Origin of the sequence: Vibrio sp. CAU 1672, from assembly GCF_029223195.1 — a bacterium.
Lineage (GTDB): Bacteria > Pseudomonadota > Gammaproteobacteria > Enterobacterales > Vibrionaceae > Vibrio.
The window spans coordinates 429,232-451,484 of sequence record NZ_JARHUF010000001.1 but is presented as its reverse complement, the minus strand read 5'-3'; the positions used below and the strand labels follow the sequence as shown (position 1 = coordinate 451,484).

The following is a 22,253-nucleotide window of genomic DNA, read 5'->3' as shown; positions in this document are numbered from 1 at the left end:
AACGACTCCTAAGCTTGAGAATATTTAATGCGCTGCTCGATGATGCCACCACCTAAGCACACGTCACTTTGATAAAACACCGCAGACTGACCCGGAGTCACTGCGATTTGAGGTTCGTCGAAGATAACTTTAATGTTGTCATCATCGATAGGGATGATTGTACAAGGAATATCTTGTTGACGGTAACGTGTTTTCACTGTGCACTTCATAACATCGCGAATCGGCTCACGATCAACCCAGTGAAGTTGTGATGCAAGTAGACCTTCTGATTTCAGCATTGGATGATCTTTGCCTTGTACGGCGATTAAAACGTTACGTTTAAGATCTTTATCTCCAACGAACCACGGATCTTCGTTACCGCCACCACCTTTGCGACCGCCGATATGGAGACCTTTGCGCTGGCCTAGTGTGTGGTACATCAGGCCCTGGTGCTGGCCGATCACTTCACCTTCAGGTGTTTCGATGTCGCCTGGCTGAGCGGGTAGGTAACGGCCAAGGAAGTCGGTAAACTTGCGCTCTCCGATAAAGCAGATACCGGTTGAGTCTTTTTTCTTCGCCGTAACTAAACCTTGCTCTTCTGCGATACGGCGAACTTCCGGCTTCTCTAAGTCACCAACAGGGAACAGGCTGCGGGCAACTTGTTCATGGCTGAGCGTATAAAGGAAGTAGCTTTGGTCTTTGTTGCTATCCAGGCCTCGTAGCATCTGAGGTTTCTCACCACTTTCCGGGAAAGAACGACGTACGTAGTGACCCATTGCAATGTAGTCTGCATCCAGAACTTCATCGGCGAACTCAAGGAAGGCTTTAAACTTAATTTCTTTGTTACAAAGAATGTCTGGGTTTGGCGTACGGCCGGCTTTGTATTCAGCAAGGAAGTACTCAAATACGTTATCCCAGTATTCTGCAGCAAAGTTAATGGTGTGTAGATGGATGCCGAGTTTGTCACATACTGCCTGAGCATCGGCGAGGTCTTCTGCTGCTGTGCAATATTCTTCGTTGTCGTCTTCTTCCCAGTTCTTCATAAACAGGCCTTCTACTTGGTAGCCTTGCTGCTTGAGAAGATACGCAGAAACAGATGAATCAACGCCGCCGGACATACCGACGATGACTTTCTTTTGGCTGTTATCAGACATTACTAAACACCACTTAAATTAACAGGACGCAGATTCTAACAGAAACCACAAACCGGGGACAGATCCGAGATCGAAATCACAATTTGTTTTTGATTAAAAACACACCAAAAAACACGTATCTGTGAAAAATCGATAAGTATAGACAGGGTATATATGGCATAGTTGGCCAAAATCCAAGAGGAGAAAGTAAATGACGGATGAAACCCAGTTTATGCAAGAGGCTGAGCTGATAGAAATTATTGAGAATCAGCTTGAAGATGGTAACCCGGTAAAAGTGAAGGAAACCCTAATGCGGCTGGTGATGACCGGAACGCCCCGTGAAGATGCGGTAGCAATGATGGCGTGCGCAGTTTCTATTGAGATTTTCGATGTGATGAAAAACCAGGGTGAGTTTAACCTCAAACGTTACAGTGAACATCTGGATCGGTTGCCGGATTTAAGCTTTATGGAAGGTGAATAAGCCAGGATTGATAAAAAAGCACCCGGCAAACGTTTGCTATACTAGCTTTTATTGCCGCTGGATTGGCAGCAGTATAGAATCCGTTCTCCTTTTCATCCCTTACTCAGACTTACAATATGAAATTTCCTGGACAACGTAAATCGAAGCACTATTTTCCTGTTCATGCTCGCGACCCTTTGGTGAGCCAAGCGCAAGAAAGCAAGAAGATGGCGCGCACGCACATTATCGGTATTGATCAGACGCTGGTGGATATTGAAGCCAAAGTGACGACAGATGTGATTGAAAAATTCGGTTTGAGTAAGGGGCACTCCCTGGTCATTGATGATGTCAAGGCAGAAGCGCTGTATCTGCAATTAAAAGAAGAAAACCTGATCACCAATGAATATGCCGGGGGCACGATTGGTAATACGTTGCACAATTATTCTGTTCTTGCCGATGATCGCTCTACATTGCTGGGCGTGATGAGCCAGGACATTAAAATTGGTAGCTATGGTTACCGTTATTTGTGTAATACCTCAAGCCGCATGGATCTTAATTATCTTCAAGGGGTAGATGGGGCTGTTGGCCGCTGTTTTGCGCTTATTACTGAAGATGGTGAACGTACTTTCGCCATCAGTGAAGGTAAAATGAACCAACTTCATCCTGAAAGTATTCCGGAAAAGATTTTTGAAACCGCTTCGGCGTTAGTCATCACCGCGTATCTGGTACGTTGTAAACCGGGTGACCCGATGCCAGATGCGACAATGAAAGCCATTGAGTATGCCAAACAACATGATGTGCCGGTGGTTCTCACTCTGGGTACCAAGTTTGTTATTCAAGACGATCCCCAGTTCTGGCAAGCCTTTATTCGTGACCATGTTTCTGTCGTGGCGATGAATGAAGATGAAGCAGAAGCGTTGACTGGTGAGTCCGATCCGCTGGCGGCATCAGATAAAACGCTGGACTGGGCCGATATGGTATTATGTACTGCGGGTCCGGTGGGGTTATTTATGGCAGGGTATACTGAGGATAGTGCTAAGCGAGAAACGTCTTTGCCGTTACTGCCAGGCTCAATTGCTGAGTTTAACCGTTATGAGTTTAGCCGTCCGGCGAAAAAAGAGGCATGTGAAAACCCAATTAAAGTTTATTCACATATTTCTCCTTACATGGGCGGACCGGAGAAAATTAAAAACACTAATGGTGCCGGGGATGCGGCATTATCCGCGGTGCTGCACGATATGGCGGCCAATAAATATCACCGAGAGAATGTACCAAACTCAAGTAAGCATTCTTACGAGTATTTAACCTACTCTTCATTCTCGCAAGTGTGTAAATATGCTAATCGAGCAAGCTACGAAGTTCTTGTTCAGCACTCACCACGCCTTTCGCGTGGTCTTCCCGAGCGCGAAGACAGCTTAGAAGAGGCATATTGGGAAAGGTAACAAAGGTTGTCAGTCCGACCGGTTTATTAAAATGGCGTGTTGTTAAACACGCCATTTTTATTTAGTAAACAAAAAGGCGCCGATTGGGCGCCTTTTATTATGCAATCTTAGATAAGAAAATCGTCTAGTGATTTACCGGCATCTAGTTGCTCTTGAATAGCTGAAGGTGTACGGCCTTGACCTGTCCAGGTTTTCTCAACACCATTTGTATCGACGTATTTGTATTTTGCCGGACGAGGAGCTCGTTTGGCTTTTGCTTTGGTTTTGGTTTCACCTGAAAGCGCATTAATTAACGCTTCAACATCGATACCATCTTGAGAGATTTTTTCTGCGATAGCAGCCAATTTAGCTTCTTGTTCAGCTTGCGCTGCGCGTTCTGCTTCTTCTGCTTCTTTACGCTCTTCAACAACGGCGGTTAGTTTATCTAGAGCTTCTTCCAATTGCTCTAGAGTCAGCTCACGAGAAAACGCACGAAGGCTACGGATATTAAGAAGTGTTTTAGTCAGCTCTGACATAACTTTTCCTATTCATGTGACTGGTTAATTTGTAATAATCTGTTGCCACTATTTAGACAAACAAATATAGATATAAAGTCCTTATATTTAACGTTATAACCGCTGATTGTGCAAATACTAATTGTGATTGCTTTCTAATATTATCCGAAATTAAGTGCGAAAAATGGTTTTATAAGCATTTCGATATGAAAATTTACTCAAATTTCTCAAAAATGTGGGCCTAGTTGTATAGAAGCAGAGTGACACATTAATTTCGCCAATATTCATATGAGGTAAAATAGGTAATATTTGCAAAGACCTTATCAGCAATAATGGAAATGGGGTACAACCAACAGAATAGGCTGTTTAATGAAATGTGCTTATCAAGGCTGATGTCGTTTTATTTACATTAGTTACAGTGCTGTTAGTTGCGTATGCTAAGTGTGCTAATCGAACAAATTTAAACCATAGTGTTGACAGATTAATAATTAATTCGGGCTAATGTGTTGCATTGGAGGGGGTCATGCGTACAATACCTAGTACCTGATGCAATACAGCAGACAATCTGTTGCTGATTTATCCAGTATATAGTTGGTTATGCGTTATTGCCGTAGAGGCGCAGGCTCGAAGAGTAGCTATTATTGGGGTGATGCCAATGAATAATAGTGAAAGGCGTGTCTGCCGAAGTAAGTTGCCTGATCAAAGCACCTTGCTGGGGTTGTCTCCGAAAGGAACAACACTGCCATAGTCTTATTTACATTAAACTATGGAGCGCTACTGTAGGGTTGGGTGGAGTGTTCGCTTCCCTGTCGCTAAGTTCAACATGAGCACGTATCAATGGTGTTGCGTGACTTGTCTGCAGTAGATCTCTAGCCAAACTTTGGTTTTTGAAGATCATGAATTTAATAGATTTTGCTAATTCTCCGGTTTCCCTATTGCCACCGATTGTCGCATTGACACTGGCAATTTTGACTCGACGTGTTTTGATTTCTCTCGGCGTAGGTATCGTGTTAGGTGCGGTACTGCTTAATGATTGGTCCGTTGGTAGTGCGGCCAGTTACGTTACCGCTCAGGTTTCCTCTGTTTTCGTTGAAGATGGTGGGATCAATAGCTGGAACATGAGTATCGTTGCTTTCCTCATCTTACTGGGCATGACAACGGCGTTGCTTACCTTATCGGGTGGTACCCGTGCGTTTGCTGAGTGGGCTCAGACTCGCGTTAAGAGTAAGCGTGGCTCGAAATTACTAGCGGCTTTTTTGGGCGTATTTATTTTTGTTGATGACTACTTCAACAGTCTTGCGGTGGGGGCAATTTCTCGTCCGGTAACCGATCGCTTCTATGTCTCTCGCTCTAAGCTAGCTTATATTCTTGATTCTACCGCTGCTCCAATGTGTGTGATCATGCCCGCTTCGAGCTGGGGTGCCTACATCATTACCATTATTGGCGGTATTCTGGTCTCTCATGGTATTACTGAGTATTCTGCTTTAGGTGCATATGTGCGCCTAATTCCAATGAACTTTTATGCAGTGTTCGCCTTATTGATGGTGTTTGCTGTGGTTTGGTTTGGTTTGGATGTTGGTAAAATGCGTGAGCATGAAATCGCTGCCTCTCAGGGGCGTGGTTTCGACAAAGATCAAGAAAATGACCTGCAGGAAGCCCACGAACTGAATGAAGAGCTCGACATCCACGAGAGCGGTAAAGGCCACGTTTCCGATCTTGTCCTTCCGATTGTGACACTGATCATCGCCACCGTTGCTTCGATGCTCTACACCGGCGGTCAGGCTCTGGCAGCCGACGGCCAGGCCTTCAGCCTGTTGGGTGCATTTGAAAACACTGACGTTGGCATGTCGCTGATCTACGGTAGTTTGCTTGGTCTGGCAGTGGCAATGTTTACTGTGATCAAGCAAGGTATTGCCGTGAACGAAATTGTGCGCACACTTTGGATCGGTGCTAAATCGATGTTCGGTGCTATCTTAATCCTGGTGTTTGCCTGGACGATTGGCTCAGTCATTGGTGACATGAAAACGGGCTCTTATTTGTCTACCCTGGCACAAGGTAATATTAATGCACATTGGCTGCCGGTGATTCTGTTCCTGCTTTCTGGTCTAATGGCGTTCTCTACAGGTACGTCCTGGGGCACATTTGGTATTATGTTACCTATCGCCGGCGATATGGCCGGGGCCACTGACCTGGCACTGATGCTGCCGATGTTGAGCTCTGTGCTGGCTGGCTCTGTGTTTGGCGATCACTGCTCGCCTATCTCAGACACCACGATCTTGTCATCAACGGGGGCTCGTTGTAACCACATTGACCACGTGTCTACTCAGCTGCCATATGCATTATCGGTTGCGTTGGTATCGTGTGTTGGCTTTGTTGTGTTGGGTATGACGACATCCATTTCGCTTTCATTCGCTGCTGCTTTTGTTGCTTTTGTGCTTGTTTGCGCAGTATTGTCCTGGGTTTCTAAATCGAAAAGAAACGCTTACCAGAGTGCTTAACGCATTTTAACCTAAAGCTAATCTATAGAAGGAAGCTCCGCTTGAAAAAGCGGAGCTTTTTTTAGACGCGATTTGATGGGGAAGGACAATCGCGAACTGAGGACGAATAACAATGAGGGCATCGTTATTCAAACCATCAGGGGCTGCCGCCACCGATGGTAGGTTGATGGGCACTAGACCCATCATAGCGGTGTGAATTGTCCACGCTATCTGCCAGGGGCATGGCAGGATAGGGGATACCATCGTTGATACGCAAACGCCAGGATCGCTAGGTTGGCGTTGCTAACTTTCCTTATCATCGTTGCCTGACGGCAAAGTTCCTCCTGAATGGTTTGTGTATGGGACAGAGCGTTTCCAATAGTACATACACGCTCCCGTTTACATCAAAACTATCTACAGCAAAGCTTACTATAGCAAGCCTTATGCCATTTTTAAGTTATTGAAAGTAAAAGGGTCAGATGACGGTGATGATGGTTGGATGAGCTAAAGTGATGATTTCTATAAACACCAGTGATACACACTGTAACATGACATGTGGACAGCCGGGTCAGGTGCTCAGGTTGTACTTCTTAATCAATCGGTACAGCGTAGTTCGGGAGATCCCTAACTGTCTTGCGGCAGCGCTCATGTTGTGCTTGTTTTCTTCTATCGCTTGTAGCAAGTAATCCAGATCGATTTGTTCGGCCACCGGAATGGTGTTGCGTTCCAGACTATCTATGCCCAAATCTGCTGCCGATATGACGCCCTTTTCACACATAACCAGTGCTCTTTGTATGACATTACGTAATTCCCGGACGTTGCCCGGCCAGGCATGTTTGCGTAATTTCTCTTGGGCCTCTTTAGAGATTTTTACCCGCTCTCCTTTAGCCAGGTCGGTTAAGAAGAAATCAGCCAGCATCAGGATGTCCTGACCTCTCATACGCAGAGGGGGAATGGCCAGTGGTAGAATATTCAGGCGATAATACAGATCCTGGCGAAAACCACCCTGAATCACTTCTGATTTTAAATCGACGTGGCTGGCAGCGATGATCCGACAATCCACTTGAGTAATACTGTCAGAGCCAAGGCGTTGGATTTGTTTGCTTTCTAAAAAATGCAGTAAGTGAATTTGCAGGTCGGCGGGCATGTCACCAATCTCATCCAGAAATAAGGTGCCGTGATTTGCTCTCTGGATAAAACCGACCCGGTCAGTAATTGCACCGGTGAATGCGCCTTTTTCGTGGCCAAACAGTTCTGACGCAATCAGTCCGCCAGGTATTGCCCCGCAGTTTACTTCAACGAATGGGTACTGCTTGCGACTGGAAAGCTGATGGATAATATTGGCGCACAGGCCTTTACCTACGCCCGTCTCACCTTGAATGAGAACTTCAGCGTCGCATGTTGCATATTTTTTCAGTGAGTTGCGAAGCTCTTTCATGCAAGTGCTGTCACCAACCAGTGGAAACAGTTCTTTGTCACTAACCGCCAGAGATAGCTTCGCTCCAGTTTTATAAGTGGCCATAGTTAGTCTTTGTTTCCTTCCCCATCTAAAGAATAGCCGTGAATGGACAAGCTCAACCTTAAACCCGTGTCTTGAAAATGAGAATGCAACTTAAAGGCAACGGCTATCATGGTTAGTTGTTGATAACGGCTGTGTTTGATTTTTCAGGTGGTTTTGGCGTTAATCTGGTGACGATTGTAAAGTTGATGATTTTTTAGTTGTTAAAAATCAGCGTCTTACCATATTTTTGGGGCGGAAGTGAAAATTTCCTGTTGCAAAAAAAACCAAGCTTGGTTAGTGTGGTTCTAACAGCTAACAAACAGAAGTTATTAATAAGTATGCGCAATTTCGTAATGAATATTCATCACCATCATCACCCAGTTTAGTCTTTCGGGAGATGCGCGCATACCCGGGAGGCAGGAAACTCCCGGCGGTTAAAATCGATCAAATTCAGATTTAAAACCCTCGGGAGACCAACTTCTCCCGAGGGTTTTTTAGTTTTAACCATTTTACAAATTCTTATATATCAGAATCATGCACAGGGATAACGCAATGCAGACACAACGCCTAAGAATAGCCATTCAAAAAAAAGGTCGCTTAAGTAAAGAGAGCCAGGCTCTGCTTAAAAAATGCGGCGTAAAGTTTAATGTGATGGGCGAACGCTTGGTTGTTCACTCAGAAAATATGCCGATTGACTTACTTCTCGTCCGTGATGACGATATCCCAGGTTTGATCATGGATGGGGTCGTTGACCTTGGCTTTATCGGTGAGAATGAGCTGGAAGAAGTTCGCCTTGACCGAAAAGCATTGGGTGAACCGTGTGAGTTTGTTCAGTTGCGCCGCCTGGATTTCGGTGGCTGCCGACTGTCGATTGCCATCGACAAAGATGAACAGTACAACGGTCCTCAGGATCTGGCCGGTAAGCGCATCGCCACTACCTATCCGCACTTACTTAAGGCGTACATGGATAACGCCGGTGTGCCTTTCTCAACCTGTATGCTGACTGGCTCGGTAGAAGTTGCCCCGCGTGCGGGTCTTGCTGATGCGATTGCTGATTTGGTTTCGACGGGAGCGACGCTGGAAGCGAATGGCCTGAAAGAAGCCGAAGTGATTTTCCGCTCAAAAGCGACTTTGATTCAACGCACCGGTGAGTTTGATGCGGATAAGCAAGCTTTGATCGAAAAACTTCTCACCCGTATGCAGGGCGTTCAGCAGGCAAAAGAGTCGAAATACATCATGCTGCACGCACCCGCGGAGAAGCTAGACCAGATCAAAGCATTGCTTCCGGGGGCGGAAGATCCAACCGTATTGCCCCTTTCAGCCGACAAGCAAAAAGTTGCCGTTCACCTGGTCAGTACTGAAAATCTGTTCTGGGAAACCATGGAACAACTTAAAGATCTGGGCGCGAGTTCCATTTTAGTGCTGCCAATTGAAAAAATGATGGAGTAATTGCAATGAGAACAGTCGTATGGCAATCATTGAGTGAAACGCAGCAAGACTCGGTTCTTGAGCGTCCGGCAATTACCGAAGGTGCAAATATCACGGCAGCCGTTGCCGATGTTATCGCTAAGGTTCGTCGTGAAGGTGATGCGGCGCTGATGGCGCTGACCGAGAAATTTGACCGAGTTACACCAAAGTCAATTCGAGTTTCTTCTGAGGAAATTGATGCCGCATCCGGGCGCCTGTCTGACAAGATGAAAAATGCCCTCGAGCAGGCGTACCAGAATATTGCTAAGTTCCATACCGCACAAAAGCCGAAACCACTCAAAGTGGAAACGCAATCTGGAGTAATTTGTGAGCAGGTTACTCGCCCAATTCAGAAAGTTGGCTTGTATATTCCGGGAGGGAGTGCACCACTGCCATCAACGGTTTTGATGTTGGGGGTTCCGGCCAAAATTGCAGGTTGTCAGAAAGTGGTACTATGTTCTCCGCCTCCCATCGCCGATGAAATTCTTTATGTGGCAAAACTGTGCGGTATTGATGAAGTGTATAACGTTGGTGGCGGCCAGGCAGTGGCAGCCATGGCTTACGGAACCGAGACCGTGACTAAAGTAGATAAAATATTTGGTCCGGGTAATGCTTATGTCACCGAGGCAAAGCGTCAGGTCAGTAATGATTTCCGTGGTGCGGCGATTGATATGCCGGCGGGGCCGTCAGAAGTGCTGGTAATTGCAGACGAAACTGCGGACCCGGACTTTATTGCCGCCGATCTACTTAGTCAAGCGGAGCACGGGCCGGACTCTCAAGTCGTATTGGTGACACCATCTTCGGTTATTGCTGATCAGGTGGCCGATGCGGTCCAGCGCCAGCTCAAACAATTATCACGTGCCGACATTGCAGAAAAAGCGTTGGCATCCAGTCTGATTATCATTGCGGACTCGTTGACCAAAGCGGTTACGATTTCCAATTACTACGGTCCAGAGCACCTGATCGTCCAGACCAAGAATCCACGTGAATTGCTTCCGTTGCTCGATAATGCCGGTTCGATATTCCTCGGTGACTGGTCACCGGAATCGGCAGGGGATTATGCGTCAGGTACTAACCATGTGCTTCCAACCTACGGTTACACACGGACTTATTCAAGCCTTGGTTTAGCCGATTTCTCAAAGCGTATGACGGTTCAAGAGCTGTCAGCCGAAGGCTTACAGAATCTGGCACCAACTGTTGTCACGATGGCGGAGGCGGAGGGTCTGGATGCCCATAAGCGCGCAGTGACGATCCGGGTTGAAAAGTTGCAAGCCCAAACAGAAGGAGCCTGATGGTGGAAAAATTAGCTCGTAAACAGGTTCAGCAGTTAATGCCTTATCTTTCGGCGCGCCGTATCGGCGGGACCGGCGATGTTTGGTTAAATGCCAACGAATCGCCGTTTAATAACGAATACAAAACCGATTTTGCCGGTCTTAACCGTTACAGTGAGTGTCAACCCAAAGATTTGATTAACGCCTATGCGGCCTACGCCGGGGTTAAGCCAGAACAGACTTTAACCTCCCGCGGGGCCGATGAAGGCATTGAGTTGCTGATCCGGGCGTTCTGTGAGCCGGGTGAAGACGCCATTTTGTATTGTCCACCTACCTACGGTATGTACGCTATCAGTGCTGAAACCTTTGGGGTAGAGCGCAAAACCGTGCCGTTAACTTCGGACTGGCAGCTCGACTTAACCGCGATTGAAGCCAACCTGGATAAGGTTAAGCTGGTTTTTGTCTGTTCACCTAATAACCCGACCGGTAACCTGGTTAAACGTGAAGATATCGTTGCTTTGCTTGAGATGACTCAAGATCGTGCGATTGTGGTGATGGACGAAGCTTACATCGATTTCTGCCCGGAAGCCTCTACGGTTGATCTTCTCGCGCAATACCCGAATCTGGCTATTTTGCGTACCCTGTCAAAAGCATTTGCCCTGGCCGGCCTGCGCTGTGGTTTTACCCTGGCCAACGAGGAGCTGATCAACGTTCTGCTGAAAGTTATCGCGCCTTATCCGGTACCGGTGCCGGTCGCAGAGATCGCCACTCAGGCGCTGTCCGAAGCGGGGTTGGCCCGGGCCAAATTCCAGGTGCTTGATCTCAACGCCAACCGTGCTTACCTGCAGGTCGGGTTGTCGATGATCCCCGGGCTGACCGTGTACGAAGGTTGGGGCAATTACCTGCTGGTGCAGTTCCCCGATGGTGATGCACTGTTTAAAGCCGCCTGGGATACGGGGATTATTTTGCGTAACTCACCGGTTGAAAACTGTGTGCGCATCAGTGTTGGTAGCCGTGATGAGTGTGAAAAAACACTCGGCTTTATCAGAAACTATTATTCGTAACCGGTAGTCCAAGAATGAATCACGCTCTTGTGTTGTGCGAGGGTGTTAGCAAGATTAGCAATAAGGAAGTTCGAGTGAGTAAACAACAAAAAATCCTGTTTATCGATCGTGATGGTACGCTGATAGTTGAGCCGCCTATCGACTTTCAGGTTGACCGTCTGGATAAATTGCAGTTAGAGCCGTATGTGATCCCAAGCTTGTTGGCGTTACAGGATGCGGGCTATCGTTTAGTGATGGTGACCAACCAAGATGGGTTAGGTACCGACAGCTATCCGCAGCAAGATTTCGATGAGCCACACAATATGATGATGGAAATCTTTGCCTCGCAGGGCGTCAAATTTGACGATGTTTTGATTTGTCCGCACTTCGAAGAAGATGACTGCTCCTGTCGTAAACCAAAACTGGGTATGGTCAAAGAGTATCTTCAGGGCGGGAAAGTCGATTTCCAGAATTCTGTAGTGATTGGTGATCGTCCGACCGACCTGCAACTGGCTGAGAACATGGCAATTCGCGGTATACAGTACCACCCGGAAACCATGGGCTGGCCGCAGATCCTCAAAGATCTGACGGTTAAAGCGCGTGTCGCGAAGGTGATTCGTACCACCAAAGAGACTGACATTAAGGTCGCGGTTAATCTTGATGAGCAAGGCGGAAACGAGATTTCAACCGGCCTGGGCTTCTTTGACCATATGCTGGATCAGATTGCGACGCACGGTGGTTTCCGGATGGTGTGCAAAGTGGAAGGCGACTTGCACATTGATGATCACCACACGGTAGAAGACACCGCACTGGCATTGGGGCAGGCGCTGAAAGAAGCACTAGGGGACAAGCGCGGTATTGGCCGTTTTGGTTTCAGCTTGCCGATGGACGAATGCTTGGCGCAATGTGCACTGGATTTGTCTGGTCGCCCATACCTGAAGTTTGATGCCACGTTCAGCCGTGAACTGGTCGGAGACTTATCGACCGAGATGGTGGAGCACTTCTTCCGTTCATTAACCGACACGCTGGCGTGTACGCTGCACCTCTCTTCGTCTGGTGAAAATGATCACCATATTATTGAAAGTTTGTTCAAGGCGTTCGGCCGTACTTTGCGTCAGGCAATCAAAGTTGAAGGCAACGAGTTACCGAGCAGTAAAGGCGTACTTTAAGGAGCGAACCCGATGACAGAACAAAAAGTGGTCATTATTGATACCGGTTGTGCCAATGTTTCTTCGGTAAAGTTCGCCATTGAACGGCTGGGCTACACAGTAACCATTTCTAAAGATCCTCAAGTGGTATTGTCGGCTGACAAGCTATTCCTGCCGGGGGTAGGTACAGCCAGTGAAGCGATGAAAAACCTTGAAGAGCGTGACTTGATCAACCTGGTGAAACAGGTAGAGAAACCACTACTCGGCATCTGCCTGGGCATGCAACTGCTCGGTAAGGTTTCTCAGGAGAAAGGTCAAAAAGCCGATCAGTTGGTGGAATGTCTTGGTCTTTGTGATGGTGAAGTGAAGCTACTGCAAACCGGTGAGTTGCCATTGCCGCACATGGGGTGGAATACGGTTTCAGCTAAAGAAGGAAACCCGTTGTTTAAAGGTATTGAAGAAGGGGAATATTTTTACTTTGTACACAGCTTCGCGATGCCAGTAGGGGACTACACGATTGCTGAGTGTGATTACGGTAATCCGTTCACCGCAGCCGTTCAAAGTGGTAATTACTATGGCGTGCAGTTCCACCCGGAGCGTTCTTCTAAAGCGGGCGCGAAGCTTATTCAAAACTTCTTAGAACTATAAAAGGGATTTAGTGTGATTATTCCAGCTCTTGATTTAATTGAAGGACAGGTGGTTCGCCTTTATCAGGGGGATTACGGCCAGGTAACCGAATACAAAGTTGATCCGGCAGAGCAATTTAATTTGTACCATCAGGCCGGGGCAAACTGGCTGCATTTGGTTGATTTGACGGGCGCAAAAGATACCTCTGCGCGTCAGCTTGACCTTATTGCCAGGTTACTGGCGAGCACACCAGCAAACATCCAGATTGGTGGTGGTGTGCGCAGTGAGCAGGACGTTACCGACTTGCTGGAAGCGGGTGCTCAGCGCGTGGTGGTTGGCTCTACGGCGGTGAAACAACCGGAACTGGTAAAAGGTTGGATGGCAAAATACGGCGCAGAGAAAATTGTTCTGGCGCTCGACATCAATATTGACCAGGACGGTACCCGTAAAGTGGCCATCTCAGGCTGGCAGGAAGATTCAGGCGTAACGATTGAAGCGCTGATTGATGATTACCTGACGGTGGGCCTCAAGCATGTTTTGTGTACCGATATTTCACGTGACGGCACGCTAGAGGGGTCAAACGTTGAGCTATACGTCGATCTATGTAAACAGTATCCACAAGTGCAGTTCCAGTCCTCAGGTGGTATCGGCTCTCTGGCCGATATTGAAGCATTGAAAGGCAGTGGTGTCTCAGGCGTGATCGTCGGTCGGGCACTGCTGGATGGGAAATTCACTGCAGAGGAGGCATTTACATGCTGGCAAAGCGAATAATTCCATGTCTTGATGTTCGAGATGGTCAGGTTGTGAAGGGCGTTCAGTTCCGCAACCACGAAATCATTGGCGACATCGTGCCTCTTGCGCAGCGCTATGCCGAAGAAGGTGCCGATGAACTGGTGTTTTACGATATCACCGCATCAAGTGATGGTCGGGTGGTAGACAAGAGCTGGGTGGCACGCGTGGCAGAAGTGATCGATATTCCTTTCTGCGTGGCGGGTGGGATCAAATCAGCGGAAGACGCGGCCCGCATTCTCGAATTTGGCGCAGACAAAGTATCGATTAACTCACCGGCATTAGCCAATCCAGAGCTGATTACTGAACTGGCGGACAAATTTGGTGTGCAGTGCATCGTGGTTGGCATCGACTCTTACTACGACAAAGAGACCGGTAAATATCAGGTTTACCAGTTTACCGGCGATGAAGAGCGCACCAAAGCAACGAAATGGGAAACGCGTGACTGGGTGCAGGAAGTACAAAAGCGGGGCGCGGGTGAAATCGTACTGAACATGATGAACCAAGACGGCGTGCGTAATGGTTACGATATCGAACAACTGAATATGGTGCGTGAAGTGTGTCACGTGCCGCTAATTGCGTCCGGCGGTGCTGGTGCAATGGAGCATTTTGCCGAGGCCTACCAGCAAGCCAATGTGGACGGTGCACTGGCGGCGTCGGTATTCCACAAACAAGTCATCAATATTGGTGAGCTGAAACAGTATTTGAAACAACAAGGCATAGAGGTACGACTATGAGTTTGCAAGCCGCCGAAGTAAGTTCGCTATCTGAGCGAATCAACTGGGACAAGGTGGATGGTCTGGTACCTGCCATTGTCCAGGATTTTCAATCCAGCCAAGTGTTGATGATGGGCTACATGAACCAAGCCGCGTTGGCGAAAACGGGTGAAACAGGCCAGGTGACGTTTTTCTCGCGCACTAAAGAGCGTTTGTGGACCAAAGGCGAGACTTCCGGAAACGTTCTTCAACTGGTGAACATCGCACTGGATTGTGATAACGATACGCTACTGATCAAGGTCAATCCCATCGGCCCAACCTGCCATACCGGGACCACAACATGTTGGGACGGCGACCCTCAGGAAGAGTCACAAATGGTGTGGCTTCATCAGCTTGAGCAGCTACTGGCTGCCCGCAAGAGTGCCGATCCAGACTCATCTTATACCGCCAGCCTTTATGCCCGCGGTACCAAACGTATTTCGCAGAAAGTGGGCGAAGAAGGCGTTGAAGTCGCGCTTGCGGCGACGTCGGGTGATAAGGCGGAGCTAGTGTGTGAATCTGCCGATCTGATTTATCACCTGCTGGTCTTGTTGCAAGATCAGGGTTTGTCGATGAACGATGTGGTCAATAAACTAAAAGAGCGCCACAAGTAATTTAGTAGCAAGACTAAATATTGAGAATGAAAAAGGCTTCCAGTTGGAAGCCTTTGTTTTATTGCTCGCTAGTGAGTGGCTAGCCACAGCACTTCTTGAATTTTTTACCGCTGCCGCAGAGGCACGGATCATTTCGGCCGACTTTTACGCTGCTGACTGGCTGGGTCAGGCGTGGGTCTGGAGTGGCTTCTTCTTCTGGGAATGTGCCATCAATGTAGTACCACAGGCCGTCTTCTTTGACAAAGCGCGAACGTTCGTTCATACAATAACGCTTACCGTCTTCATTGAAGTAGGCATTGAACTCCACAAAACCTTCGTCTGCGTTGTGGCCAGCTTCAGCTTTGGTAACCTCCAGCTTACACCAATCATTGTCGATAGATTGGGTAATGGCGTCGCGCTGCTCTTCTGCGTGGCAGCTCGGGTGGTAGGTATTCACTACGTAATCAACCAAACCTAACACATGTGCACTGTAACGCGAGCGCATCAGTTGCTCTGGGGTGGTCACATCAGCGTGGTGGTTGTGGGCGATTTGACAGCATTGGGAATAGGTACGGTTTGATCCGCAGGGGCAAGATGAAGCCATAACAGTAAGTCTCGTATTTTTAAAATCAGCGGCCGCACATGCGTGAAGCCGGCCCCATTATAGCGGTTTAGCAGTTTTGCGAAAGCAGTTCTTGGGCCCATGCAGTAGACTGGCTGAAGGCTTTAGCGATTTGAGCGTCGGTCAGCTTTAATGCTTTGCAATACTTTTCCGTCAGCGCCCAGTCGGCTTGCTCATAAGCGACGATCATCGACAACAGATAGCCCAGCACACCTTTGCGACAGATCAGGGCTTGCTTGATCTCGGCATCTACGGGGATATTCTCAATCACATCCTCCAGAGGTTGATCGAGCAGTGAGTCTAAAAGCGAAAACATCCCGGTGAGAAAGGCCTGACCCGGATCATATCTGGTATTCATTTGACTAAGCAGGATCTCACACATTCGCGCACGCTGAGTCGCCAGGGAATAGAGCGAATCGGGTTTATCTTCATGAACAGAGGCGATGGCAACCAATGAGATAAAACGTCTTAGCCGATCCTCCCCCAAGTAAACCAGTGCCTGACGGAATGACTTGATATTGGTGGTGAGTGTGCACCCGGAGTTGACGTAGGTCAGTAACTTGTACGACAGGGTTACGTCCATCGAAAACAGTTGTTCGAGCTGGCTGAAGTCGATTGGCTCGTCTGCGATATGCTTACACAGTTGCACCACCGTGAGAAAGTAAGGGTTGAGGCGCTTTTTTTGGATCATCTCCGGCTTGCTAAAGAAATACCCCTGAAAATAGCTGAATCCGGCATTTAATGCCTGCTCGAACTCTTCATAGGTTTCCACTTTTTCTGCCAAAAATTCAATCTCAAAGGCGTGAAGCGAGTTGATGTAAACCGCGGCTTTGGAAATCGGTACGATGCGTATATCAAATTTGATCAGTGATACGTAGGGCAAAAAGCGTTTCCAGGCTTTGGTCGGAACAAAATCATCCAGTGCTATTTTGTAGCCCGCTTCGGCCAGCTGCCTGATTGCCTCAAGTAACTCATCCGTTGGCTCACAGTCCTCCAGCACTTCGATAACCAATGAGTCTTTTGGAAACAAGATCGGGACCAGGTTTACTAAGCTCTGGTATGGGAAATTAACAAAGCCGAGCTTGTCACCGAGAGTATTATAATGTGTGGACAGGAAGTGATCAGACAACAAACGGCTAGTAGCCAGTTCAGGTTCTACTTCTGGAAAGGTATTTTTCGGACCGTCACGAAAGAGAAGTTCATACCCTACGGTTTTCTTCTCTCTATTCAGGATCGGTTGGCGAGCGACATAAGAATACTTCAATTCGGCACTTCGTTCTGTTAATTCTTGCTTATTGATAATAACGAGTTATTTCAAATTATCCATGGGTGGAGCCCGAATCTATGAGGCGTCCGACGTCGATTGATGAAATGATGATTGCAACGGCCGGGACTGTAGTTCGTAGCCATCAGAATTGACTGTTAACACAGAGCCTTGCGTATACCAATCACCCAAAACGATTCTAATGTTTGTACCAGATTCGGTTTGAAAAAAATGTGTATCTGGTCGATGTGTATGACCATGAATCATCAACTTTACGCAATTTTGAGACATTACGCGTTCTACTTCGTTCTGGTTCACGTCCATGATATCCAGCGATTTTGTTGCTTTATCATCACGAATGTCACTCTGGACTTTGCCGACAATCCATTTTTTAACCGGCCATGGTATGTGGCGAAACACCCATTGTAACCAGGGCTGATGAACGGTTTCACGGAACTTTTGGTATTTTACGTCATCGGTACAGAGGGTATCCCCATGCAGGATCACCGCTTTCTGGCCATACAGGTCGATGGTGCAAACATCGTCGAGCAAGGTTAGGCCGGTTTCCTTACAGAAACGCTCACCGAGGAGAAAATCACGGTTTCCCTGGATGAAGTACACAGCGACACCGGCTTCAGTCAGTGCTTTGAATTCAGCACGAATGCTACTGGCAAATGGTGTATTGTCATCGTCTCCGATCCAGAACTCGAACAGATCGCCTAACACATAAAGCGCGTCGGCTGAGATCGCTTCGGTGCGCATAAAGGTCATGAAGCATTCGGTAATATCCGGCCGGGATGGCGTGAGGTGCAGGTCTGATATAAATAGTGTCGTCATAAAAAATAAGGGGAAGCGATGCCTCCCCACAAATTAATCTGTTACGAGTAATTCTGGTGAATTATTCTTCAATAGTGGTGCCAGTGATAACCACGTCTTCTAGTGGAACGTCCTGGTGCATGCCGTAAGAACCGGTGTTTACGCCTTTGATCTTGTTAACCACATCCATGCCTTCAACCACTTCAGCGAACACACAGTAACCCCAACCGTCCAGGCTTTCTGAGCGGAAATCAAGGAAGGTGTTGTTGTTAACGTTAATGAAGAACTGAGAGCTTGCTGAGTGAGGTTCCATAGTACGAGCCATCGCCAGTGTGCCCACTTTATTGCTCAGGCCATTGTTGGCTTCGTTTTTGATAGGCGCGCGTGTGGTTTTTTCACGCAGGCCTGACTCCATGCCACCGCCCTGGATCATGAAGCCGTCAATAACACGGTGGAAAAGAGTGTTGTCGTAAAAGCCGTCGCGGCAGTACTGGAGGAAGTTCGCGCAGGTTTGTGGCGCTTTCTCTTCGTTTAGTTGAATCTTGATGTCACCAAAATTAGTGTGAAGGGTGATCATGCTACTTTCCTTTACTGTGTTGTCTTGAAACTCGGATTCTAGCCTAAGTTCATACCCAAGCAAAACCTGAGGCGAATAATTCTTAGTTTTGTGCTGGAAGTTTAGCCGATTATCGTTTTATCGCTGAGATTGCTATTACCTAAAAGAGCGGGAGTTGATATACTCGCCAGTCTGTAAACCATTCACAATTATAGATAGAGATCATGTTAAAGATATATAACACACTCACAAGACAGAAAGAGGAATTCAAACCAATTACAGCCGGTAAAGTCGGCATGTATGTCTGTGGAGTTACCATCTACGATCTCTGTCATATTGGCCACGGCCGTACGTTTGTGTCTTTCGACGTCGTATCGCGCTACCTGCGCTACCTGGGTTATGACCTGACGTTTGTGCGTAACATCACCGACATCGACGACAAAATCATCAAGCGTGCAGCAGAAAATGGTGAATCGTGTGAATCACTGACAGGGCGCCTGATTGCTGAGATGCACGCTGACTTTGATGCGTTAAATATGAAGCGCCCGGACGTTGAGCCACGTGCAACGCAATTTATCACCGAAATCATCGAACTGGTTGAGAAACTGATCGAGCGCGGCTTTGCTTACGTGGCGGATAATGGCGACGTAATGTTTGAAGTGGGCAAGTTTGATGAGTATGGCAAACTATCCAAGCAGGATCTTGAACAGCTTCAGGCCGGTGCGCGAGTGGATGTGGAAACCGCCAAGCGCAGTCCGCTGGATTTCGTGCTGTGGAAAATGTCTAAGCCGGGTGAACCAACATGGGAATCGCCATGGGGCCCGGGCCGTCCTGGCTGGCACATCGAGTGTTCAGCGATGAACTCGTCCATTCTTGGCAATCACTTTGATATCCATGGCGGTGGTTCTGATCTGCAGTTCCCACACCACGAGAATGAAATCGCTCAGTCTTGCTGCGCTCACGATACTCAGTATGTGAATACCTGGATGCACAGCGGTATGGTGATGGTGGATAAAGAGAAGATGTCTAAGTCACTGGGTAACTTCTTCACCATCCGTGACGTGTTGGGTTATTACGATGCAGAAACCGTCCGTTACTTCCTGATGTCTGGCCATTACCGCAGCCAGCTGAACTACAGCGAAGAGAACCTCAACCAGGCGCGCGCCTCGCTGGAGCGTCTGTACACTTCTCTGCGCGGTCTTGATCTTACTGTGGCACCGGCTGGTGGTGAGGAGTACGTTTCTCGCTTTACAGCGGCAATGAACGACGATTTCAATACCCCAGAAGCTTATTCTGTGCTGTTTGATATGGCGCGTGAGATCAACCGTCTGAAAACAGAAAATCTGGAAAAAGCCAGCCAGCTAGGTGCGCTGATGCGTGAACTGGCGGATGTGATCGGTATTCTTTATCAGGATCCGGAGACATTCCTTAAAGGCGACGCCGGCAATGATGATGAAGTAGCAGAAATCGAAACGCTGATTAAGCTGCGTAATGACTCTCGTGCGGCAAAAGACTGGGCTAATGCCGATATGGCACGTGATAAGCTGACCGAAATGGGCATTGTTTTAGAAGATGGCCCTGAAGGCACCACGTGGCGTCGTAAGTAATTGAATCTTAGAAAAGGGCTGATGATTCAGCCCTTTTCTTTACCACTATTTATAAATTCTAAACTTTAACGAAGGTAGTGCCCTGTGGCTCAGATGTATTTCTATTACTCAGCAATGAATGCGGGTAAATCGACGACTCTTCTTCAATCTTCATTTAACTATCAAGAGCGAGGAATGACCCCCGTCATTTTTACTGCCGCGCTGGATGATCGTTATGGTGTCGGCAAGGTCAGTTCCCGTATCGGCTTGCAATCGGATGCCCATTTGTTTAGACCGGACACTGATCTCTACCTTGAGATCGCTGCCCTGAATGAAGTGGAAAAACGCCACTGTATTCTGGTGGATGAATGCCAGTTTCTATCAAAGGAGCAGGTATATCAATTAACGGAAGTGGTGGATAAATTAAATATTCCAGTGCTTTGTTATGGCCTGCGTACCGATTTTCTGGGCGAACTGTTTGAAGGCAGTAAATACTTACTGTCGTGGGCTGATAAACTGGTAGAGCTTAAAACGATCTGCCACTGCGGCCGTAAAGCCAATATGGTGATCCGTACCGATGAACATGGTGTTGCTATCAAAGAAGGTGACCAGGTGGCGATTGGTGGTAATGACCGTTATGTATCGGTCTGCCGCCAGCACTACAAAGAAGCGTTGGATAAGTAGTCTAACAGCCGAATTAGAAAGCCACCGTTGACGGTGGCTTTTTTATTGAGTTAGAAACAGCAATTACGCTGCGCCAAAACCAAACCGCTGATGTAACACTTGATAGGCGTCAGCGACATGATCCGGTATCGGTTGTGTGGTTTGAAAACCTTTGGCCGGGTAGTGTTTGATCCGGCTGAAATCTTCCATCAAAGCCTCCAGCACCATCATTAACGGCATGTCTTCATTAATGTAATCGAAGAATGAATGCGCCGTGGAACTCACTTGTAGCCGGGAATATGGCGACTGCCACTGTTTCTCAAAAGTCGCGATAGCGCGGCGTTCCATAAAGGGTTTCTGCACCAAAATTAAAGATGAACAGTGTAGGCCTTGGTTTTTCAGTAGCTGCTCGGTGAAGCGGACATTTTCCCCGCTGTTGCGTGATTGGGTCTCAAGAAGGATGGCTTCGCCGGGGACACCGGCCATTCTGGCAATGGCAGCAAAGGTTTCGGCCTCACTTGTATCAAACAGGCCATCAGTAAAACGTCCTTCGCCGCCGGAGAAAATAACCAGTGGTGCGAGTTTTTGGTGGTAGAGGGCTGCCGCATGCTCTGCGACGCGCATATCATTACTGCACATCACGAACAGGCAGTCAGCGGGCTGCAACTCATGCCCGAGTTGCATGTAACCCCACAAGGTTTCAATTTGTTGATATAGCTTCATAGCGCATCCAACGTTGAGTTGAAACGGAAGTCGTAACCGAGCGCGATGAGTTTATCGGCGACGATACGTTTATCCGCAGTGTCGGTGACCGGAGGTAAGGGCGTTTCCAGTTGCGCTTGTAAAATCGCAGCCTGGTAAAACTCGGCTTTACTGACGGTATTTGGTGTTGTGACATTGACCACTTGGTTGTGCAGGTGTTGTAACGCAAATATGCTTGCTGCGACGGCGTCGTCCTGATGCAGCATATTGGCCGGCGCTTTACGGCTGACCTGTGACAGGCGTGTGGCGAAGCGGGATGGATGGCGATCGGGGCCGAATAAACCGCTGCAACGTAAGATAGCGTAATCTATGCCGGAGTCGATGACGTATTGCTCAGCTTGTAACATGATCCGAGCGTTATCAGAGAAGTGTGGATTGCCTTGCGCTTGCGCCAGAGCGGCATCTTGCTCTCGCATCTCGCCTGGCAAATTGGGGTAGACGGTAGTTGAGCTGATCATCACCAGTTTGTCGATCGGCCGGTACTTCGCAGCGCGCACCAGTTTATTCCACTGCTCAGCGTATTCCTGGCCATACCCTTTGCGGAATCCGGGCGGGAAACTGCCTATCACATGTGTAATCGCGTAGTCGTCCAGTAATTGTGCCAGTTCTTGTTCAGCCTGTGCGGTAGAAAGGTCGAGTAGCGCTTTATTTATCAGTGGGATCTGAATGTCATCCAGCCTTGATTGACTGGTGCGGGTCACGGTCACCGTGTGTCCTTCAATGCTCAGTGCTTGTGCCAAAGGCAGGCCCAGCCAGCCAGCACCAATGATCAGAATATTCGCCATATGTGTTTTCCTGCCCCCTT

At 48.0% G+C, this 22,253-nt stretch carries 22 protein-coding genes, 1 riboswitch and 1 other annotated feature; of the genes, 13 read left to right on the top strand and 9 right to left on the bottom strand.

The genetic code is table 11. The annotated features are described in order from the left end of the window. Positions 1-8: 8 nt before the first annotated feature. The gene (gene mnmA / locus P2G85_RS01985; RefSeq protein ID WP_275862424.1) at positions 9-1,133 is read right to left on the bottom strand and encodes a tRNA 2-thiouridine(34) synthase MnmA; all 1,125 of its coding nucleotides are present in this window, start codon (positions 1,131-1,133) and stop codon (positions 9-11) included. Positions 1,134-1,323: 190 nt separating this feature from the next. Between mnmA and P2G85_RS01980 the strand changes: the two genes are divergently transcribed. Together P2G85_RS01980 and P2G85_RS01975 are read left to right on the top strand one after the other, a co-directional pair. Beyond that, positions 1,324-1,593, top strand: a complete 270-nt coding sequence (locus P2G85_RS01980; protein WP_275862423.1) for a hypothetical protein — start codon at positions 1,324-1,326, stop codon at positions 1,591-1,593. Between the two features lie 116 nt (positions 1,594-1,709). Next, positions 1,710-3,014 carry an inosine/guanosine kinase gene (locus P2G85_RS01975; protein WP_275862422.1) on the top strand — a complete coding sequence of 435 codons (1,305 nt, stop codon included), beginning with the start codon at positions 1,710-1,712 and terminating at the stop codon, positions 3,012-3,014. A gap of 107 nt (positions 3,015-3,121) precedes the next feature. Here P2G85_RS01975 and P2G85_RS01970 read toward each other — a convergent pair whose 3' ends face one another. After that, positions 3,122-3,529, bottom strand: a complete 408-nt coding sequence (locus P2G85_RS01970) for an H-NS family nucleoid-associated regulatory protein (protein WP_275862421.1) — start codon at positions 3,527-3,529, stop codon at positions 3,122-3,124. 582 nt (positions 3,530-4,111) lie between these two features. Next, positions 4,112-4,293, top strand: a riboswitch (Lysine riboswitch). 111 nt (positions 4,294-4,404) lie between these two features. Here P2G85_RS01970 and tet(35) point away from each other — a divergent pair. After that, on the top strand, positions 4,405-6,006 hold the full coding sequence (gene tet(35), locus P2G85_RS01965; RefSeq protein WP_275862420.1) for a tetracycline efflux Na+/H+ antiporter family transporter Tet(35): 1,602 nt from the start codon (positions 4,405-4,407) through the stop codon (positions 6,004-6,006). Positions 6,007-6,553: 547 nt separating this feature from the next. Here tet(35) and P2G85_RS01960 read toward each other — a convergent pair. Beyond that, positions 6,554-7,507: a sigma-54 dependent transcriptional regulator gene (locus P2G85_RS01960; RefSeq protein ID WP_275862419.1), complete on the bottom strand. Its 954-nt coding sequence runs from the start codon at positions 7,505-7,507 to the stop codon at positions 6,554-6,556. Positions 7,508-7,847: 340 nt separating this feature from the next. Then, positions 7,848-7,985, top strand: a sequence feature (His leader region). Positions 7,986-8,038: 53 nt separating this feature from the next. Between P2G85_RS01960 and hisG the strand changes: the two genes are divergently transcribed. The 8 genes from hisG (at position 8,039) to hisIE (ending at position 15,200) form a co-directional block, all read left to right on the top strand. Continuing rightward, positions 8,039-8,935: an ATP phosphoribosyltransferase gene (gene hisG, locus P2G85_RS01955; protein ID WP_275862418.1), complete on the top strand. Its 897-nt coding sequence runs from the start codon at positions 8,039-8,041 to the stop codon at positions 8,933-8,935. A 5-nt stretch (positions 8,936-8,940) separates the two neighbouring features. Continuing rightward, positions 8,941-10,245 carry a histidinol dehydrogenase gene (gene hisD, locus P2G85_RS01950; RefSeq protein ID WP_275862417.1) on the top strand — a complete coding sequence of 435 codons (1,305 nt, stop codon included), beginning with the start codon at positions 8,941-8,943 and terminating at the stop codon, positions 10,243-10,245. A 2-nt stretch (positions 10,246-10,247) separates the two neighbouring features. After that, complete coding sequence (gene hisC / locus P2G85_RS01945) at positions 10,248-11,288, top strand: histidinol-phosphate transaminase (protein ID WP_275862416.1); 1,041 nt, start codon at positions 10,248-10,250, stop codon at positions 11,286-11,288. A gap of 74 nt (positions 11,289-11,362) precedes the next feature. Beyond that, entirely contained in the window at positions 11,363-12,436 is a 1,074-nt protein-coding gene (gene hisB, locus P2G85_RS01940) for a bifunctional histidinol-phosphatase/imidazoleglycerol-phosphate dehydratase HisB (RefSeq protein ID WP_275862415.1), read from the top strand. 12 nt (positions 12,437-12,448) lie between these two features. Continuing rightward, the gene (gene hisH, locus P2G85_RS01935) at positions 12,449-13,063 is read left to right on the top strand and encodes an imidazole glycerol phosphate synthase subunit HisH (RefSeq protein WP_275862414.1); all 615 of its coding nucleotides are present in this window, start codon (positions 12,449-12,451) and stop codon (positions 13,061-13,063) included. Between the two features lie 12 nt (positions 13,064-13,075). Further along, the gene (gene hisA / locus P2G85_RS01930; protein WP_275862413.1) at positions 13,076-13,813 is read left to right on the top strand and encodes a 1-(5-phosphoribosyl)-5-[(5-phosphoribosylamino)methylideneamino]imidazole-4-carboxamide isomerase; all 738 of its coding nucleotides are present in this window, start codon (positions 13,076-13,078) and stop codon (positions 13,811-13,813) included. After that, on the top strand, positions 13,795-14,568 hold the full coding sequence (hisF, locus tag P2G85_RS01925; protein ID WP_275862412.1) for an imidazole glycerol phosphate synthase subunit HisF: 774 nt from the start codon (positions 13,795-13,797) through the stop codon (positions 14,566-14,568). Before hisA ends, hisF begins: the two co-directional genes overlap by 19 nt. Next, positions 14,565-15,200, top strand: a complete 636-nt coding sequence (gene hisIE / locus P2G85_RS01920) for a bifunctional phosphoribosyl-AMP cyclohydrolase/phosphoribosyl-ATP diphosphatase HisIE (protein WP_275862411.1) — start codon at positions 14,565-14,567, stop codon at positions 15,198-15,200. The genes hisF and hisIE overlap by 4 nt, the downstream gene beginning before the upstream one ends. A gap of 79 nt (positions 15,201-15,279) precedes the next feature. On the opposite strand, the gene P2G85_RS01915 is transcribed toward hisIE, so the two are convergent. From P2G85_RS01915 to P2G85_RS01900, 4 genes are all read right to left on the bottom strand, one after another. Next, complete coding sequence (locus tag P2G85_RS01915) at positions 15,280-15,783, bottom strand: YchJ family protein (RefSeq protein WP_275862410.1); 504 nt, start codon at positions 15,781-15,783, stop codon at positions 15,280-15,282. A gap of 67 nt (positions 15,784-15,850) precedes the next feature. After that, positions 15,851-17,065, bottom strand: coding sequence for an EAL domain-containing protein (locus tag P2G85_RS01910; protein WP_275862409.1), 1,215 nt, complete (start codon positions 17,063-17,065; stop codon positions 15,851-15,853). Between the two features lie 78 nt (positions 17,066-17,143). Continuing rightward, on the bottom strand, positions 17,144-17,902 hold the full coding sequence (lpxH, locus tag P2G85_RS01905; RefSeq protein WP_275862408.1) for a UDP-2,3-diacylglucosamine diphosphatase: 759 nt from the start codon (positions 17,900-17,902) through the stop codon (positions 17,144-17,146). A 61-nt stretch (positions 17,903-17,963) separates the two neighbouring features. Continuing rightward, entirely contained in the window at positions 17,964-18,458 is a 495-nt protein-coding gene (locus P2G85_RS01900) for a peptidylprolyl isomerase (RefSeq protein ID WP_275862407.1), read from the bottom strand. Between the two features lie 203 nt (positions 18,459-18,661). Here P2G85_RS01900 and cysS point away from each other — a divergent pair, with 203 nt between their 5' ends. Together cysS and P2G85_RS01890 are read left to right on the top strand one after the other, a co-directional pair. Then, complete coding sequence (gene cysS, locus P2G85_RS01895) at positions 18,662-20,044, top strand: cysteine--tRNA ligase (protein ID WP_275862406.1); 1,383 nt, start codon at positions 18,662-18,664, stop codon at positions 20,042-20,044. An 84-nt stretch (positions 20,045-20,128) separates the two neighbouring features. Continuing rightward, entirely contained in the window at positions 20,129-20,707 is a 579-nt protein-coding gene (locus P2G85_RS01890) for a thymidine kinase (RefSeq protein ID WP_275862405.1), read from the top strand. A gap of 63 nt (positions 20,708-20,770) precedes the next feature. On the opposite strand, the gene P2G85_RS01885 is transcribed toward P2G85_RS01890, so the two are convergent. Continuing rightward, complete coding sequence (locus P2G85_RS01885) at positions 20,771-21,409, bottom strand: YdcF family protein (protein WP_275862404.1); 639 nt, start codon at positions 21,407-21,409, stop codon at positions 20,771-20,773. Beyond that, positions 21,406-22,233: an NAD-dependent epimerase/dehydratase family protein gene (locus tag P2G85_RS01880; RefSeq protein ID WP_275862403.1), complete on the bottom strand. Its 828-nt coding sequence runs from the start codon at positions 22,231-22,233 to the stop codon at positions 21,406-21,408. The genes P2G85_RS01885 and P2G85_RS01880 overlap by 4 nt, the downstream gene beginning before the upstream one ends. Between the last annotated feature and the right edge of the window lie 20 nt (positions 22,234-22,253).